Source organism: Mycobacterium appelbergii (genome assembly GCF_032883035.1).
Taxonomy (GTDB): domain Bacteria; phylum Actinomycetota; class Actinomycetes; order Mycobacteriales; family Mycobacteriaceae; genus Mycobacterium; species Mycobacterium appelbergii.
In genome coordinates this window covers 60,794-76,707 of the sequence record NZ_JAMQTH010000009.1, presented here as the reverse complement: position 1 = coordinate 76,707, position 15,914 = coordinate 60,794, and the positions used below count along the sequence as shown (strand labels likewise).

Here is a 15,914-nt window from a genome sequence, read left to right as displayed (position 1 = left end):
CGTCGGCTTCAGGGCAGTAGCGCCTGGAGCTCCTCGGCGAAACGGATGTGCTCACTGCGGTCGGCGGTCATGGGGTGCACCAGCAGTGTGGTCACCCCGGCTTCGGCATAGGCGGCCAATCGTTCTTTGACGAAACCGCGTGAGCCGATGAGGGATACGTTGCGCACCAGGTCGTCGGGCACCGCCGCGATGGCCTCGGCCTTCTTTCCGGCCAGGAACAGGTCCTGGATGTGGTCGGCGACCGTCCCGTACCCGTAGCGGGTGGCCAGGCGGTGGTAGAAGTTCTTGCCGCGGGCGCCCATGCCGCCGATGTACAGAGCCAGTTGGGGTTTGGCCCAGGCCAGCCGTTCCTCGACGTCATCGCCGATGGCGAGGCTGGCGCTGACCATGACGTCGAGCGGTCCGAGCGAGGCATCGCGCTTGGCGGCCCCGGCGCGCAGTGCCTCGCCCCAGACATCGTCGGCCTTCTCCGGGTAGTAGAAGACCGGTTGCCAGCCCTCGGCGATCTCGGCGGTCAGCTCCACGTTCTTGGGCCCGAGCGCCGCGATCGTAATCGGGATACGTTCGCGCACCGGATGATTGATCAAGTGCAGCGGCTTCCCCAGTCCAGTACCGCGGTCCGCTGGTAAGGGCAGCTGGTAGTACTTGCCGTTGTAGTTGACGTTCTCCCGACGCCATACCTGCCTGCAGATGTCGACCACTTCGCGGGTGCGTCCCAGCGGCGCGTCGAACGGCACGCCGTGGAAGCCTTCCATCACCTGTGGGCCGGAGGTGCCGATGCCCAGACGGAACCGGCCGTCGGACACGTAGTCGATCCCGGCGGCGGTCATGGCCAGCAGTGAAGGGGTGCGGGTGTAGATGGGCACGACGCCGGTTCCGAGCTCGATCGTCGAGGTCTTGGCGGCGAGATAGCCCAGTTGGCTGATCGCGTCATAGGAGTAGGCCTCGGCCACCAGCGCGATGTCGACGCCGACCTTCTCCAGCTCGACGACGTCGCCGGCGGCTTCCTTGAAGCCGTCGGCATAGCTCAGAAAGATCCCGGTCCGCATCATCGTTTTATACACCAACCAGTTGGTTGGCTCGCCACTCAGGGCTTCAGGAGCGCGGCGACCTTGTCCTCGAGGGCAACCGGATCGGCGTTCGGATCCGGGATCTCGGTGTGAGGCAACTGCGCCTCGGGATCGGCGAAGTCCTGGTAATTCTTGTCGCCGGCCAGAGTGTTCAGCAGGTAGCCGGTGAGCAGTGCGCGGACGATCTTCTGGGTGTCACGGTCGGCGCCGGGCAGGCCGACCACGCGGGCCAACCGTCGTCCTTCGATCAGCCCGCCAGGCTTGGCCTTCTGTACGGTGCGCAGCGTGGCACCACCCCAGGACCGGGCCAGTTCTACGGCGTTGGACCGCAGCGTCATCGGATCGCCCGGCGCGCTGAGCACGAGCCCGGGTGTCTTCAACGTCGCGGCCGGTTGCTCGGCCTGCGGTGTGGTGACGGTGGGGAACAGCGCCGCCACGGCCTTCGGTCCCTGTGGCCGGGATGCCATCCCTGCGGCGGTGAACACCGCCGCAGATCCACCGAACCCGTGTCCGACCACCCCGAGTTTGGTCGGATGCACGCTGATCTCTCCCGGTCCCAGTCGCACCCCGGTGATGATGTCCAGCGTGGCGCCCAGATCGAACGCGAGGTTCAGCACCGACGGTGCCAACCCGGTCTCGGTGTCCGGTGCGGCGGCCACGATGCCCCAGGACGCGAGGTGCTCCAGGGTGCTGTCGTAACGGTCGCACCTGGTCAACCAATCGTGACCGAACGCCACACCCGGCAGGTTCATGCCTGATTCCGGGGTGTACACGACACCGGGCATGCCGGCGAAAGCCAGGTCACCGCGGAGCACGCGGTGTGGTCCGCGGCGCGTCAACGCGCCAAAGAGTTTTTTTGTGCTGGCCACCCGATGACCGTAACTCACAGCCGATCCGACAGTTCCGCGATGATCCTGTTGAACCCGCGCGGGTCTTCGAAATGGAAGCCGTGACCGGTGTCGACCCGGTGGAAGGTGACATCCCGCAGCAGTGATCGGGCGCGTTCCGCGTCTTCGCCGCTCATCGCGGCCAGCAGCACACCGTCGTCGTCGTAGCTCCAGTTCGCGTGAATCAGAGCCGCCGGGACACTGATCCGGGCAAGCGTCTCGGCGTGGTCGAATCCGTCGTGAAAGCTGTTGTCGTAGAAGGTATTGCCGAATCGCGGATCGTAGGAATCCATCGCGCGGAAGAGCTCGTTGAATGTCGGGGGCAACGCGAAGAACCTGACCGGTTTTCCGGGACGGAGCCGGCGACAGGCGGCACCACTGCTCTGCAGCGGGCCGGCGAGTGGGCCGAACAGCTTCCAGATCGCGGCGTGCCGCAGGAAATAGGCGGTGAAGTCGGTCCCGCCGGTGGCGAGGAAGTCGTGTGCGCCGGTGGCAAGTCCGACGTAGTTGAATGTTTTCACGGCGCGAGGCAGGACTGACGAGAAGAACGGCGGATCCTCCAGCGCCACCGCACGTACCAGCGCGGGGGTATCGGCGGCCAGCACTGCGGCGATCAACCCGCCAGACGAGTGGCCCGCGATGATCGCCGGCTCGCCGACCACCCCGGCCACGAAGTCGTTGATATCGGCCGCCAGCGCGGTGGCCCGGTATTTGTGCGGTACGTGCTGCGAGCCGCCGTGGCCATAGCAGTCGACGGCGAACACATGGTGGCGTCGGGCCAGGTCCGGAAGTGTCCGGCTCCAGCTGCGCCAGTCCGTCACCTGCCCGTGAATCAGGACCACAGGGGGCCCGTTGTCCGGGCCCTCGGCGTAGTTCAGGACCGAGCCGCCGACGTTGGCGTGCTTCTCGGTGAATCCGGCCCTGGCCACCCGGCGGGCGTCTCGTGCGGCGTAGCTCAGGTTGCGTAACCCAACCGCCGCGGTGGCAGCGCTGAGTAGTGCAAGGGCGCCGCCGGAGAGCCGTAGCGCGGTCTGCGTGCGGATCATCGGCTATTCCCTGGGTGTGTCGGGGAACTGGTCGAACAGATCGGGTCGCACGATCGCGATGCCGCGCTCCACGTCGGCCAATAGCAGCAGGGTGTCGCCGGGGTTGATACCGAACAGCTCGCGGGCGGCTTTCGGGATCACGATCTGCCCTTTTTCGCCGACCCGGACCGTGCTCGCGTACTTGCCGTCTGTAGCCACTATGAGACCTCCGAGTCATACTAGTAGCACAAGTATAACTAGTATGACTGATCGATCAGCGCGTCGGTGACGGTGCACTACCCTGGGGGGTTATGTGTGGAATCGTCGGCTACGTCGGGGCGCGCCCGGCTCGCGGCATTGTGGTCGACGCGCTGCGCCGCATGGAATACCGCGGATACGACTCAGCGGGGATTGCGCTCATCGACGGTCATGGCGGGCTGGCGGTGCGGCGTCGCGCGGGCCGGCTGGCCAACCTGGAGGCCACCCTCGCCGACACTGACGACAGCGCTCTCTCCGGGACGACCGGTCTGGGTCATACCAGGTGGGCGACGCACGGGCGCCCTACCGACCGCAATGCCCACCCGCACCGCGATGCCGCGGGCAAGATCGCCGTCGTTCACAACGGCATCATCGAGAACTTCGCCGTCCTGCGTGCCGAGCTGGAGGCGGCGGGGGTGGAGTTCGCCAGCGATACCGACACCGAGGTGGCAGTTCACCTGGTGGCCAGGCAGTACGCGCACGGTGACACGGCAGGCGACTTCCCCGCTTCGGTGCTGGCGGTGTTGCGGCGACTGGAAGGCCATTTCACGCTGGTGTTCGCCAGTGCCGACGACCCGGGAATGATCGTCGCGGCGCGCCGCTCCACCCCACTGGTGCTCGGGGTCGGCGAGGGGGAGATGTTTCTCGGCTCCGATGTGGCCGCGTTCATCGAGCACACCCGCAACGCCGTCGAGTTGGGCCAGGACCAGGCGGTGGTGCTCACCGCCGACGGCTACGAGATCTATGACTTCAACGGAAATCGGGATGACGCGCATGCCCGGACTTTTCACATCGACTGGGACCTGAGTGCCGCCGAGAAGGGCGGCTACGAGTTCTTCATGCTCAAGGAGATCGCCGAGCAGCCAGCCGCCGTGGCAGACACGCTGTTGGGACACTTCGTCGACGGCCGCATCGTGCTCGATGAACAGCGCCTGTCAGACCAGGAACTCCGCGAGATCGACAAGGTCTACATCGTGGCGTGCGGCACCGCCTACCACTCTGGCCTGCTGGCCAAGTACGCCATCGAGCACTGGACTCGGCTCCCCGTGGAAGTGGAGCTCGCGAGTGAATTTCGATACCGGGACCCAGTGCTGGACCGCAGCACGCTGGTGATCGCCATCTCCCAGTCCGGGGAGACCGCCGACACCCTGGAAGCGGTGCGGCACGCCAAGACCCAGAAGGCCAAGGTGCTGGCGATCTGCAACACCAACGGCAGTCAGATCCCGCGCGAGGCGGACGCGGTCCTCTACACCCGTGCGGGCCCGGAGATCGGGGTGGCCGCCACCAAGACGTTCCTGGCGCAGATCGCGGCGAACTATCTGGTGGGTCTGGCGCTGGCGCAGGCCCGCGGCACCAAATACCCCGACGAAGTCGAACGCGAGTACCACGAGCTGGAGTCGATGCCGGATCTGGTGAGCCGCGTCCTGGCCGGTATCGGGCCGGTGGGGCAGTTGGCGCAACGGTTCGCGAAATCGCCGACCGTGCTGTTCCTGGGCCGCCACGTCGGATATCCGGTGGCACTGGAGGGTGCACTCAAGCTCAAGGAGCTCGCGTACATGCATGCCGAGGGGTTCGCCGCGGGTGAGCTCAAGCACGGTCCGATCGCGCTGATCGATGAGGGTCTTCCGGTCATCGTGGTGATGCCCTCGCCGAAGAATGCGCTGATGCTGCATTCCAAACTGCTGTCCAACATCCGCGAGATCCAGGCCCGTGGTGCGGTCACCATTGTCATCGCCGAGGAGGGCGATGATACGGTGCGCCCCTACGCCGACCACTTGATCGAAATCCCGGCGGTGTCAAGACTTTTCCAGCCGTTGCTCTCGACCATTCCGCTGCAGGTGTTCGCGGCCGGTGTGGCCCGGGCGCGTGGGTACGACGTCGACAAGCCACGGAATCTGGCCAAGTCCGTCACCGTCGAATAAGGCGGCCGGGCGCGCGGTGTTCAGGCACCGCTGCCGGGTGCTCTACGGGTTCCCGAACTTCTGCGGCAGGTTCTCCAAACTAATTGGGAGAGAGCCCATTTCGGCGCCCACGGCTTGCGGGCCGCTTCGGGTGTCCGGTAGCGTGGGAGACGACGAAGGGGAGTAGCCCCGAATCGGGCAATCGACATACTGGCCGTGCGGCAACGCCACGCGACCCGGTTGCCCGGACCGGATCGGATCCGGTGGGCGAGACCTTCGGCTGCGAGACCGTTACTGGTTGCCGGCCGGAGGAGAATACCGATCCCCCGCGGCAGTCACGATCAAGGAGTTGTGGTGTCCGCCGCGTTGCTGCTGAGCTTTGCCGTCATATTCGTCGCGGAGTTGGGGGACAAGTCCCAGCTGATGGCGATGACGTTTGCGCTGCGCTACCGCTGGTGGGTGGTGCTGGGCGGGATCACCGTGGCAACCACGGTGGTGCACATCATGTCGGTCGCGATCGGCCACTACCTCGGTGCCGCGCTGCCGACACACCTGCTCGGCATCCTGGCCGGTGTCGCGTTCATCTTCTTCGGATTGTGGACGCTGCGAGGCGACAGCCTCTCCGACGACGAGGCCAGCCGGGCTCAGCGGGCCACTGCGCCTGCGTTCTTCGTGGTCACCTCGGCGTTCATGCTCGCCGAACTCGGCGACAAGACGATGCTGGCGACCATCACGCTCGCCGCAGATAACGACTGGGTGGGGGTGTGGATCGGTTCCACGCTGGGCATGGTGGTCGCCGACGCCCTGGCCATCGTGGTCGGGGCGATCGCAGGCAAGCACCTGCCGGAGCGGTTCATCCAGATCGCAGCGGCGGTTCTGTTCCTGATCTTCGGCGCTTACATGCTGCTCGAGAATCTCATCCCTGGTGCGGCGGCGCCGGTCATCATCGCGATCTCGGTCGCTGTCGTCGGGCTGCTCGGCGGAGTCCTGCGCATGCTGCCACCGCGGTTACGCCCAGCGGTGCTGCGGACCGAGTCGAACCCGGCCGCTGATGACAGCGCACTACCCTCGGCGTAATGGATCTTGCCGAACCGAAAGTGAACATCGCCCCGCGGTCCGGCCGTGGAGGTCTGGGTGCGTTCGTCAGCGACGCGGCCTTCGAGCATTTCCTCGGCACGTACCGCAACGGCATGGCGACGCTGCCTGCCTTCGAACACTTCGATGTGCCAACGTCATTCGGCACGGTACGGACGTATCGGTTCGGCGGGCCGGATACGGGTGTGCCCGTCGTGATGTTGCCGGGCCGCAATGCGTCCACGCCGATGTACCGGACGAATCTGGGTTCGCTGCTGGCTCAGCGCACGGTGTACTGCGTCGACCTGCTCGGCGAGGCGGGCCTTTCGGTCCAGCACACCGCGATCGGTGGCCCGCCCGATCAGGCGCAGTGGCTCGACGAAGCGCTGGCCGGGTTGGAGCTGGGGCGTGCGCATCTACTCGGTGTGTCCATGGGCGGCTGGACGGCGGCGAACTGCGCCGTGCACCGCCCCGAGCGGATCGCATCGCTGACACTGCTGGACCCGGTCTTCACGTTCGTGCGCATCCCCGTGAAAGCGATACTGGCCTCGGTCGCCTTGTTCGCGCCCGGGGTGCCCGAGAACTGGCGCCGTCGTGTGCTGTCCTGGATCTCGGGAGGGTCAGATGTGGATTCCGCCGAACCGGAGGCGGCGCTAATCTCGGCCGGATCCAAGGATTTCGTGTTGCGCACCCCGATGCCGAAACTGTTCACCGACGAGCAACTGCGGTCCCTCGACGTGCCGGTGCTGGCATTGATTGCCGGCCGCAGCGTCATGCTGGACCCGGCGCGGGCCGTGGCGCGCGCCCGAGAACTCCTGCCCCGTGGTCAGGTTGAGCTGTGGCCCGATGCCTCGCACGCCATCAACGGCGAATACCCCGACAAGATCGCGCAGCGGGCGGCCCGGTTCTGGGCGGAGGTCGACTCCTAGGTCAGTACAGGTCATTCCGGTAGTGATCGTCGATGACCGTGTGAAGGACGCCCGCCAGATCACCGAGCTTCTCGGCCATCTTCGCCGCGCTTTCGGTGATGGTGAGCGTGTAGAAGTCCCCGCCCACTGTCACGGCCTCGGCCAATCCTCGACTGTCGCCTTCCCACAGCTTGGCCCGGATGACGGCCTTACCGCATTGCCCGAATACCTCGCGGACGCGCACGATTGTCGCCAGCACCGCCGGTTTCCCGTCCGCGCTGAGCATTTCGAGCAGTTCCGGATCGTCGGTGACGAACGCGTCACCGTTGACCCGGATCACTTCGCGGATACCGGGCACGAAGAAGACGATCCCCACCGCGGGATGGCTGGTGATGTTCTGGTGGGTGTCGGCGAGCTTGTTGCCGGGCCGATCGGGGATCGCGAGTGTCCACGGGTCCAGAATTCGCACCGAACCCGGTGGGTCCCCCCGTGGGCTGGTATCGAGCTGGCCGTCCGCGCCGACGGTGGACAGGCAGAAGAACGGGCTGTGCGCGATGAACCGGGCGGAGAACTCGCCCAGTCTGGGTTCCTTCTTCTCTGCGATGAACCGTTCGGGGAAGCCCACGACCTCTCTGATGCGATCCATCGACACCGGAGTGTAGGAATCGGCCGCCGTGCGTTCGGGAGTCTGCGCAGACACGGTGGTGTCAACGGTTGTCATGTGTCTCTTTCCTAGATATCGAGAACCAGCCGGGACGTCTGTGCGCGCGAAACACAAATGAACATGCGATCATTGGCGGCTCGTTCGTTCTCCGACAGGATGTCGTCGCGGTGATCGGGCACCCCGTCGAGCACCCGGGTTTCACACGCGCCGCATATCCCGGATCGGCAGGACGATGCCACGTTGACCCCGGCGTCTTCGACAGCGGTGAGGATGCTCTGCCCCTCGGCAACGGTGACGGTCGTGCCCGAGGCGGCACATTCAACTTCCACGGGCTTGTCATCGGCCGGCGATGTCCGCGACCGGGGTTTGAAGCGCTCGAGGTGCACGCTCTCGGGCGGCCAATGCGAGGCCGCGTCCTGCAGAGCGGTTAACAACGTGGCCGGGCCGCACGCATAGATCTTCACGCCCGTTCGGACCGTGGCGAAGTACTCGCCCAGTGGAATGCGGCCGCTCGCGTCGGAGGGGTGGAAACGCACGCGTCGTCCGTATTGTCGAAGTTCGTCGAGGAACGGCATCGACGCTGCCGTGCGACCGCCATAGAGCAATTGCCAGTCCAGCCCCCAGGACTCGACTTGGCGGATCATCGGGAGGATGGGCGTTATCCCGATGCCGCCCGCCACGAACAGATATGAGGTGGCCCGCTCCAACTCGAAGGTGTTGCGCGGACCGACGAGGCGCAGCCGCTGTCCCGGGCGCAGAAAGGCGTGCACATACTCTGAACCGCCCCGGCTGGCGCGTTCCCGCCGAACTCCGATCTGATAGTAGGACCGTTCGCCGACGGGGCCGCACAACGAGTACTGGCGTTGTATGCCGGTGGGCAACACCAGGTCGATGTGTGCTCCCGGTTTCCAGGAGGGAAGCAACCCGCCCGCGCACGCCTGCAACTGCACGGAAACCACGCCGTCCGCCTCCCACCGGAGCTGTCGGACTGCGACGTCAACCCCGGTGGCCGTCTCGCCTGCCACGTCATACCTTCCGTTCGATTAACATTGTTAATGGCTGGTCAGAGGCTACTGATAACATTGTTAACATGTCAAGTGAGGCTGCCACCCACGGTCGGGCCGGACGGGCCCGGCTGCGTGTCGACACGGTGGTGCAGGAAGCCCTGGCGGTGGTCGAGGAGGGTGGGTTGGAATCGCTGACGATGCGGCGCCTGGCGGACCGGCTCCAAGCACACCTACCGACGATTTATCGACTGGTCGACGGTAAAGAGGCACTCATCGACGAGATGGCCGAGACGATCCTGGCGAAAGCGTTCCCCGCCATCCGCGCCGACCACTCCGATTGGAAAGATCGGATCAGCAGCCATGCCGGCGGCCTGCGGTCGGCTCTGCTGACCCAACGCGATGGAGCGCGCATCGTCGGTGGAAACTACGCCGCTAAACGCGCCAATCTGACGTACACCGACAGCCTCGTCGGGTGCATGCAAGATGCCGGTCTGGTCCACGAACATGCCCTGTGGGCCGCGAGTTCGGTCTTCTGCTTCGTCTTGGGCGAAGTTCTTGAGCAGCAGGGCGCAACCGGCGGCGAAACCTCGACACTCGAAGGCGTCGTCGACGCAGGCGATTACCCGCACCTCGCATCGAGCCCGGTTGAGCATCTCCTGGATTTCGACGCGAGATTCGACTTCGGTCTCAGCTTGCTGATGTCAGGATTGCAGTCATGGCTCGATCGCGCCGGCGAGCTCCGATGACGGTGCGGCTCTGCGCAGTTCGCCGGTAGCCAGCCCCAATCCCAGCCCGCAGGCGATCAACGCGATGCCGGCCCACACCGGTGGCGCGGGGAAGTGCCCGGTGAGCGGTATGCCGATCGTCGCGGCGGCGACGGGGGCCACCCCGGTGAGCAGCCCGGCCCGCCCGGCGCCCAGCCACCGCACGCACGTGTACCAGAGGATGAAGGCCAGCGCCGTCACCGCTACCGCCAGATACCCGATCGCCGCGAGCTCACCGGAGTCGAAACGTGTTGCGGCATACCATCCTTCGGTCGTCAGGCCGAGCGCACCGAACATCACCGCCGCCAGCCACGTGGTGTGCACCGACACCCCGGCGGGTCCGAGCGGGCCGAGCACCGGGATGGCCAGCAGGGTGAAACCGGCCTCGCAGGCGAACACCACCAATGCCCAGAGCAGGCCGACCGCGTCGCAACGGCCCAGTCCCTCGACCACCGCCGCGCCTGCGGTGACGATGCCCGCGGCCAGCAGGATTCGCGTGCGTGGCCGGCGGCCCTCCAAAATCGGCCCGATCGCCGCCAGTGCGACAGGTACGCCCGCCACCGCCACCGCGAGCACGGCTGGTTCGGCGTGCCGAGACCCGTAGACCAGGGCGACATTGAACAACACCAGTCCCGTCAGTGTGACGCCGAGCAGCCACAGCCACTCGGTGCCGCGCGGACGGCTGACCCGCCGTCCGGTGAGCCGGACCCAGCCGAGCAGTAGTACGCAGGCGAGCGCGTAGCGCAGCGCCTGCGCGGTGTGCAGTGGGGCGTCCGCGAGAGCGCCTGACACGGCGACGCTGCCGCCGACGAAGGTCATGCCGAGTGCACCGGATATCGCGGCGCGGGTGGTACTGGACATCAGCCTATGCTCGCGTCACGATGGTCCTATAAACAGCACCAAGAGTGGACGTATCAAGTGAACCAAGTTGTGGGCGGGGCGGATTTTCTGCTGCTCGACCCGTCATCTGCGCCCGCGAGAGGGCTGACCGGCTGGCTCGTCGACGCGCTACGCAGCGCGATCACGGACGGTCGGCTGGTCGCGGGCACCCGGCTGCCCGCGACCCGGGTGCTGGCCGAGGAACTTGCCATCTCCCGCGGCGTGGTCGTCGAGGCCTACCGCCGGTTGGCCGACGAAGGACTGGTGGGCGGGCGTTCCGGCGGTGGTACGAGCATCCTGGCCAAACCTGTCCCGGCGGCTCGACCGCGCCGTGCACCGCAGGAGCCGGTTTCGCGACTTCCGCGACCGCGACTGCCGGTCGGTGAGGGCATCGATCTCTCACCGGGCGTCCCTGATCTGTCCGCGTTTCCGCGCAGCACCTGGTTGCGTGCCGAGCGGGCGGTGTTGTCCGAGACGCCGCCGGAAGATCTCGGTTACGGGGACCCGCGGGGACATCCGCGGCTGCGGGCCGCGCTGGCTCCGTGGCTGGCCCGCACCCGCGGCCTGCGCACGGATCCGGACGACATCCTCATCGTGGCAGGCGTCGCCCAAGCCGTCGCATTGCTGGCCCAACAGTTGCGGGGCGAAGGAGTCGACACCATCGCCGTCGAGGATCCCGGTTCGCGCGGTGCCATCGAAGAACTCGAGTACTGGGGGTTGCGCCCGGTTCCGGTGCCGGTCGACGACGAGGGCATCCGGGTCGACGTGCTCGCCACCACCGGAACCTCCGCTGCCTTCCTCACCCCGGCACACCAGTTCCCGACCGGCGTCGTCCTGGGCCCGCACCGTCGTCGTGAACTGCTCGGATGGGATGGTGAACTGCTGATCGAGGACGACTACGACGCCGAATACCGCTATGACCGCGCCCCGGTACCGGCGCTGCATCCGTCGGCGCCCGAGCGCATCGCCTATGCAGGCAGCACGTCGAAGAGCCTGGCGCCTGCGCTGCGGCTGGGCTGGCTGATACCGCCGCGGCGGCGTTACGCGGACCTGGTGGCCGCCAAGCATGCCAGCGATCTGGGCAGCCCGACCGTGCCGCAGCTGGTCCTGGCCCGGCTGTTGGACAGCGGCGAGTACGACCGGCATGTGCGGTTGGTCCGCGCCCGGCACCGCGCCCGGCGCGACGCACTGCTCGGTGCGCTGCCCGGTGCGGTGGTGACGGGCGTGGCCGCAGGACTGCACCTGCTGGTCACACTGCCCGCCGATGTCGACGACGGTGCCCTGGCCGGCGAACTGCACGAGGCCGGCGTGCTGGTGCATCCGTTGTCCTGGCATCGGCGGCTGCCCGGACCGCCCGGGCTGGTGCTCGGCTATGCCTCACATACCCCGGACCGCCTGCGCGAGGCAGGCGAGACGATTGCCCGGGTGTGTGGTTGGCGTTGAGGCGCGAAATGCGGACTGGGAGGTGCAGACGTGCAAAGCCACGTAACCTATTGGCGCGCGGGCAAGTCGAGTGGGACGGGAGCTGATGCGGCACTACTACACCGCTGACGCGATCCGCGAAGCTGAAGCCCCGCTGCTGGCGTCGTTGCCGGACGGCGCCCTGATGCGTCGGGCCGCCTACGGTCTGGCCACGGCGATCGGCCGGGAACTCCGGCGTCGCACCGGCGGGATCGCCGGTAGACGCGTCTGTGCGGTGGTCGGCTCAGGTGACAACGGCGGCGACGCGCTGTGGGCGGCGACCTTCCTGCTCCGCCGCGGTGCGGCGGCCACGGCGGTGCTGTTGAACCGCGAACGCGCGCACGCCAAGGGGCTGGCGGCATTCTGCAAGGCCGGCGGCCGGGTGGTGGAAACTGTCCCGACGGCAGCCGATCTGGTGATCGACGGAGTGGTCGGTATCTCGGGCTCCGGGCCACTGCGGCCGAACGCCGAGGCCGTCTTCGCCGCCACCACCGCACCCGTCGTGGCGGTCGACATCCCCAGTGGCATCGACGTGTACACGGGCGCAGCCGACGGACCACACGTGCGTGCCGCGCTGACCGTCACCTTCGGCGCCCTCAAACCCGTTCATGCCCTGGGTGATTGCGGACAGGTCGAGCTGATCGACATCGGCCTTGACCTGCCACCCACGGCCCTGCTGGGTTTCACGGCCGCCGACGCCAAAGCGCGCTGGCCGGTGCCCGGTCCGACCGACGACAAGTACACCCAGGGCGTCACGGGCGTGCTGTCCGGCTCCGCGGCCTATCCGGGTGCCGCAGTGCTCAGTACCGGTGCCGCGGTCGCCGCCACCTCCGGCATGGTGCGATATGCGGGAAGTGCTGCGCAGCAGGTGCTTTCGCAGTGGCCCGAGGTGGTGGCCGCGCCGAGCCCGCAAGCCGCGGGCCGGGTGCAGGCCTGGGTGGTAGGGCCGGGACTGGGCACCGACGAGAACGGGAAGGCCGCGTTGCGGTTCGCGTTGGATACCGACCTGCCGGTGATCGTCGACGCCGACGGGCTGACGCTGCTGGCCGCCGACCCCGCGCTCGTCGCGGGTCGGGATGCGCCGACGGTGCTCACCCCGCACGCCGGTGAGTATGAACGGCTGGCCGGACAGCCGGTCGGCGCGGACCGCATCGCCGCGGCCCGGGGCCTCGCCACGCGCCTGGGGGCGACCATCCTGCTCAAGGGCAATGTCACCGTCATCGCCGAACCTGGTTCGGGGGACACCTATCTCAACCCCGCCGGACAATCCTGGGCCGCCACCGCAGGCTCCGGTGATGTGCTCTCGGGAATCATCGGTGCGCTGCTGGCCGCCGGTCTGGCGCCGGGGGAGGCGGCCGCCGCGGCAGCGTTCGTGCATGCGCGCGCCGCCAATCTGTCGGCCACCAACCCCGGCCCTGGGCCGGCGCCCACCTCGGCCTCCCGCATTCTCGCCCACGTCCGTTCCGCGATCGCATCCCTGTAACGAAAGGCTTTTCATGGCGCACAAGCATTCCCATGGCCCGCATATCTCCCCGGCCTACACCGGGCGGTTGGCGATGGCGCCCGTGCCGTCGTCGCGGCTGCCCGACGATGCGATGGACCCCGGCGCGGCGTACCGATTCATCCACGATGAATTGATGCTCGACGGCAGTTCGCGGCTGAACCTGGCGACCTTCGTCACCACCTGGATGGATCCCGAGGCCGAGAAGCTGATGGCCGAGACGTTCGACAAGAACATGATCGACAAGGACGAGTACCCCGCGACCGCGGCCATCGAGGCCCGCTGCGTGTCGATGGTGGCCGACCTGTTCCACGCGGAGGACCTGCAGCCCGACGATCCGGCGAGCGCTGTCGGGGTGTCCACGATCGGCTCCAGCGAAGCGGTGATGCTGGCGGGCCTGGCGATGAAATGGCGGTGGCGCGCGAAGGTCGGCGACGGTTGGAAGGGGCGCACGCCCAACCTCGTGATGGGTTCCAACGTCCAGGTCGTGTGGGAGAAGTTCTGCCGGTACTTCGATGTCGAACCGCGTTATCTGCCCATGGCCGAGGGTCGCTACGTCATCACCCCCGAGCAGGTGCTCGATGCGGTCGACGAGGACACCATCGGCGTGGTGGCGATCCTCGGCACGACCTACACCGGGGAGCTGGAACCGATCGGCGAGATCTGCGATGCCCTGGACAAGCTCGCCGGTGGCGGCGGGGCCGACGTGCCCGTGCATGTCGACGCGGCCAGCGGCGGCTTCGTGGTTCCCTTCGTACATCCCGATCTGGTGTGGGATTTCCGGTTGCCGCGGGTGGTTTCGATCAATGTCAGCGGTCACAAGTACGGGCTGACCTATCCCGGCATCGGATTCGTGGTGTGGCGCAACAAGGACCACCTGCCCGAGGAGCTCGTGTTCCGTGTGAACTACCTCGGCGGCGACATGCCGACGTTCACGCTGAACTTCTCGCGCCCCGGCAACCAGGTGGTCGGTCAGTACTACAACTTCCTGCGGCTGGGCCGGGCCGGCTACACGCAGGTGATGCAGTGTCTGTCCCAGACGGCCCGCTGGCTGGGCGACGAGCTGCGTGACAGTGAACATTTCGAGCTGATCAGTGACGGTTCGGCGATCCCGGTGGTCAGCTTCCGGCTCAAGGGGGATCCCGGTTACACCGAGTTCGACGTGTCCGAGGCGCTGCGCGCGCACGGTTGGCAGGTGCCGGCCTACACGATGCCCGAGGACGCCAGCGACGTCGTCGTCCTGCGGGTCGTGGTGCGCGAGGGCTTTTCGGCCGACCTGGCCAGAGCGCTCAAGGACGACATCATCACCGTGTTGACGCACCTCGACGCACTCAAACCGAACGGCCATTTCGACGAGGTGCAGCCGTTTGCCCACTAGTTCGACTGCGGTCCATTTGGTGATGCCTTGCGCCACTGGGGGCTTGGCTCGTCAGGAATAGCTGCCGTACGTGTCCTGTTGCGTCGGGTGTGAAGGCGATCGGATATACCGAGTTCGGTGGTCCCGAGGTCCTGAGGGTTCTGGAGGTGCCGAAGCCTGACGTGGGGCCTGGGCAGGTGCGGGTCCGCGTGCTGGCGTCAGGGGTGAATCCTGCGGACACCGCAGCGCGGTCGGGATGGATGCGTGCGGCCTATCCGCCGGAGACGCTCCCCGGAGGACGATATCCGGATCCGCCGTACATCCCTGGATGGGATTTCAGTGGTGTTGTCGACCAGGTCGCTGATCGTGACTCGGTCGGACTCGGTGAGCACGTTGTCGGTCTGGCACCCACAACGATGGCCGGTGTCGGTGCATACGCGGAATATGTTGTGACCGATGCTCGTTCGGTCGTGCGCGCACCCAGCAACGCCACAGCGGCGGCGGCATCCACCTTCCTGATGAATGCGCTGACCGCATACGCCATGCTTGAGGCGATATCCATTCCTGCCGGTGGCCTGATTGCCGTGACGGGTGCGGCCGGAGCACTGGGCGGATATGCCGTTGAACTGGCGAAGCACCAAGGGCTACAGGTTATTGCCGATGCTGCCGAAGCGGATGAGCCACTGGTCAGGCGGCTCGGAGCAGACACTGTCGTACGTCGCGGAGCAGATGTCGCTGAACGTATTCGCGACGTCGTAGCCGATGGAGTCGACGGTGTCGTCGATGCAGCGCTCTACAACGACGCAATAACTCCGGCGATCCGCGACGGCGGCGCGGTCACCTCGGGCCGCCAGCATGTCGGCTCCAATGAGCGATCGATCACCTGGCACAAGGTGTTCGTCAACGAGCACATCACCCGCACGGACGTCCTCCGCAGCCTCCGTGATCTCGTGGAGGCCGGCATATTGACCCTGCGGGTCGCCGACATGCTCCCCGCTGAGCAGGCCGCCGACGCACACCGCCGTCTAGAGGCCGGCGGACTCCGGGGCCGTCTCGTACTCACGTGGTAATCAGCTGAGTACCGGCATTCTCCGGCCTGAGCGGTAGTCACCGTGATCCTGCCCCGGCCATCATCACCGTGGGATCAACAGGGCTGAC

The 15,914-nt window shown here is 66.9% G+C and carries 15 protein-coding genes; 8 read left to right on the top strand and 7 right to left on the bottom strand.

Annotated features, from left to right (window positions below; translation table 11 throughout):
- Nucleotides 1-8 precede the first annotated feature (8 nt).
- The 4 genes from M1247_RS21130 to M1247_RS21115 are packed head-to-tail and all read right to left on the bottom strand — an operon-like array spanning nt 9 to nt 3,201.
- Nucleotides 9-1,049, bottom strand: coding sequence for an LLM class F420-dependent oxidoreductase (locus M1247_RS21130; RefSeq protein WP_317158347.1), 1,041 nt, complete (start codon nt 1,047-1,049; stop codon nt 9-11).
- A 38-nt stretch (nt 1,050-1,087) separates the two neighbouring features.
- Entirely contained in the window at nt 1,088-1,939 is an 852-nt protein-coding gene (locus M1247_RS21125; protein ID WP_317158346.1) for a dienelactone hydrolase family protein, read from the bottom strand.
- A gap of 14 nt (nt 1,940-1,953) precedes the next feature.
- Nucleotides 1,954-3,003, bottom strand: coding sequence for an alpha/beta fold hydrolase (locus M1247_RS21120; protein ID WP_317158345.1), 1,050 nt, complete (start codon nt 3,001-3,003; stop codon nt 1,954-1,956).
- A 3-nt stretch (nt 3,004-3,006) separates the two neighbouring features.
- A complete protein-coding gene (locus M1247_RS21115; RefSeq protein WP_317158344.1) occupies nt 3,007-3,201 on the bottom strand; it encodes an AbrB/MazE/SpoVT family DNA-binding domain-containing protein in 195 nt (64 codons plus the stop codon).
- Nucleotides 3,202-3,293: 92 nt separating this feature from the next.
- On the opposite strand from M1247_RS21115, the gene glmS reads away from it, so the two are divergent.
- From glmS to M1247_RS21100, 3 genes are all read left to right on the top strand, one after another.
- Complete coding sequence (glmS, locus tag M1247_RS21110; RefSeq protein ID WP_317158343.1) at nt 3,294-5,162, top strand: glutamine--fructose-6-phosphate transaminase (isomerizing); 1,869 nt, start codon at nt 3,294-3,296, stop codon at nt 5,160-5,162.
- Between the two features lie 333 nt (nt 5,163-5,495).
- Entirely contained in the window at nt 5,496-6,218 is a 723-nt protein-coding gene (locus M1247_RS21105) for a TMEM165/GDT1 family protein (RefSeq protein WP_317158342.1), read from the top strand.
- On the top strand, nt 6,218-7,144 hold the full coding sequence (locus M1247_RS21100) for an alpha/beta fold hydrolase (RefSeq protein ID WP_317158341.1): 927 nt from the start codon (nt 6,218-6,220) through the stop codon (nt 7,142-7,144). The genes M1247_RS21105 and M1247_RS21100 overlap by 1 nt, the downstream gene beginning before the upstream one ends.
- 1 nt (nt 7,145) lies before the next feature.
- Here the strand turns inward: M1247_RS21100 and M1247_RS21095 are convergent, their stop codons facing one another.
- Together M1247_RS21095 and M1247_RS21090 are read right to left on the bottom strand one after the other, a co-directional pair.
- Complete coding sequence (locus M1247_RS21095) at nt 7,146-7,844, bottom strand: MSMEG_1061 family FMN-dependent PPOX-type flavoprotein (protein WP_317158340.1); 699 nt, start codon at nt 7,842-7,844, stop codon at nt 7,146-7,148.
- Between the two features lie 11 nt (nt 7,845-7,855).
- A complete protein-coding gene (locus tag M1247_RS21090; protein ID WP_317158339.1) occupies nt 7,856-8,812 on the bottom strand; it encodes a PDR/VanB family oxidoreductase in 957 nt (318 codons plus the stop codon).
- Nucleotides 8,813-8,877: 65 nt separating this feature from the next.
- Here M1247_RS21090 and M1247_RS21085 point away from each other — a divergent pair, with 65 nt between their 5' ends.
- Nucleotides 8,878-9,540, top strand: coding sequence for a TetR/AcrR family transcriptional regulator C-terminal domain-containing protein (locus tag M1247_RS21085; RefSeq protein WP_317158338.1), 663 nt, complete (start codon nt 8,878-8,880; stop codon nt 9,538-9,540).
- On the opposite strand, the gene M1247_RS21080 is transcribed toward M1247_RS21085, so the two are convergent.
- Nucleotides 9,508-10,419, bottom strand: coding sequence for a DMT family transporter (locus M1247_RS21080; RefSeq protein WP_317158337.1), 912 nt, complete (start codon nt 10,417-10,419; stop codon nt 9,508-9,510). The two genes, M1247_RS21085 and M1247_RS21080, sit on opposite strands and share 33 nt — an antisense overlap.
- Nucleotides 10,420-10,476: 57 nt before the next feature.
- Here M1247_RS21080 and pdxR point away from each other — a divergent pair, with 57 nt between their 5' ends.
- From pdxR to M1247_RS21060, 4 genes are all read left to right on the top strand, one after another.
- On the top strand, nt 10,477-11,880 hold the full coding sequence (gene pdxR / locus M1247_RS21075; RefSeq protein WP_317158336.1) for a MocR-like pyridoxine biosynthesis transcription factor PdxR: 1,404 nt from the start codon (nt 10,477-10,479) through the stop codon (nt 11,878-11,880).
- Nucleotides 11,881-11,965: 85 nt separating this feature from the next.
- Nucleotides 11,966-13,381 carry an NAD(P)H-hydrate dehydratase gene (locus M1247_RS21070; protein WP_317158584.1) on the top strand — a complete coding sequence of 472 codons (1,416 nt, stop codon included), beginning with the start codon at nt 11,966-11,968 and terminating at the stop codon, nt 13,379-13,381.
- 13 nt (nt 13,382-13,394) lie between these two features.
- Nucleotides 13,395-14,777: a glutamate decarboxylase gene (locus M1247_RS21065; protein ID WP_317158335.1), complete on the top strand. Its 1,383-nt coding sequence runs from the start codon at nt 13,395-13,397 to the stop codon at nt 14,775-14,777.
- Between the two features lie 146 nt (nt 14,778-14,923).
- On the top strand, nt 14,924-15,826 hold the full coding sequence (locus tag M1247_RS21060; RefSeq protein WP_317158334.1) for an alcohol dehydrogenase catalytic domain-containing protein: 903 nt from the start codon (nt 14,924-14,926) through the stop codon (nt 15,824-15,826).
- The last annotated feature ends 88 nt before the right edge of the window (nt 15,827-15,914 follow it).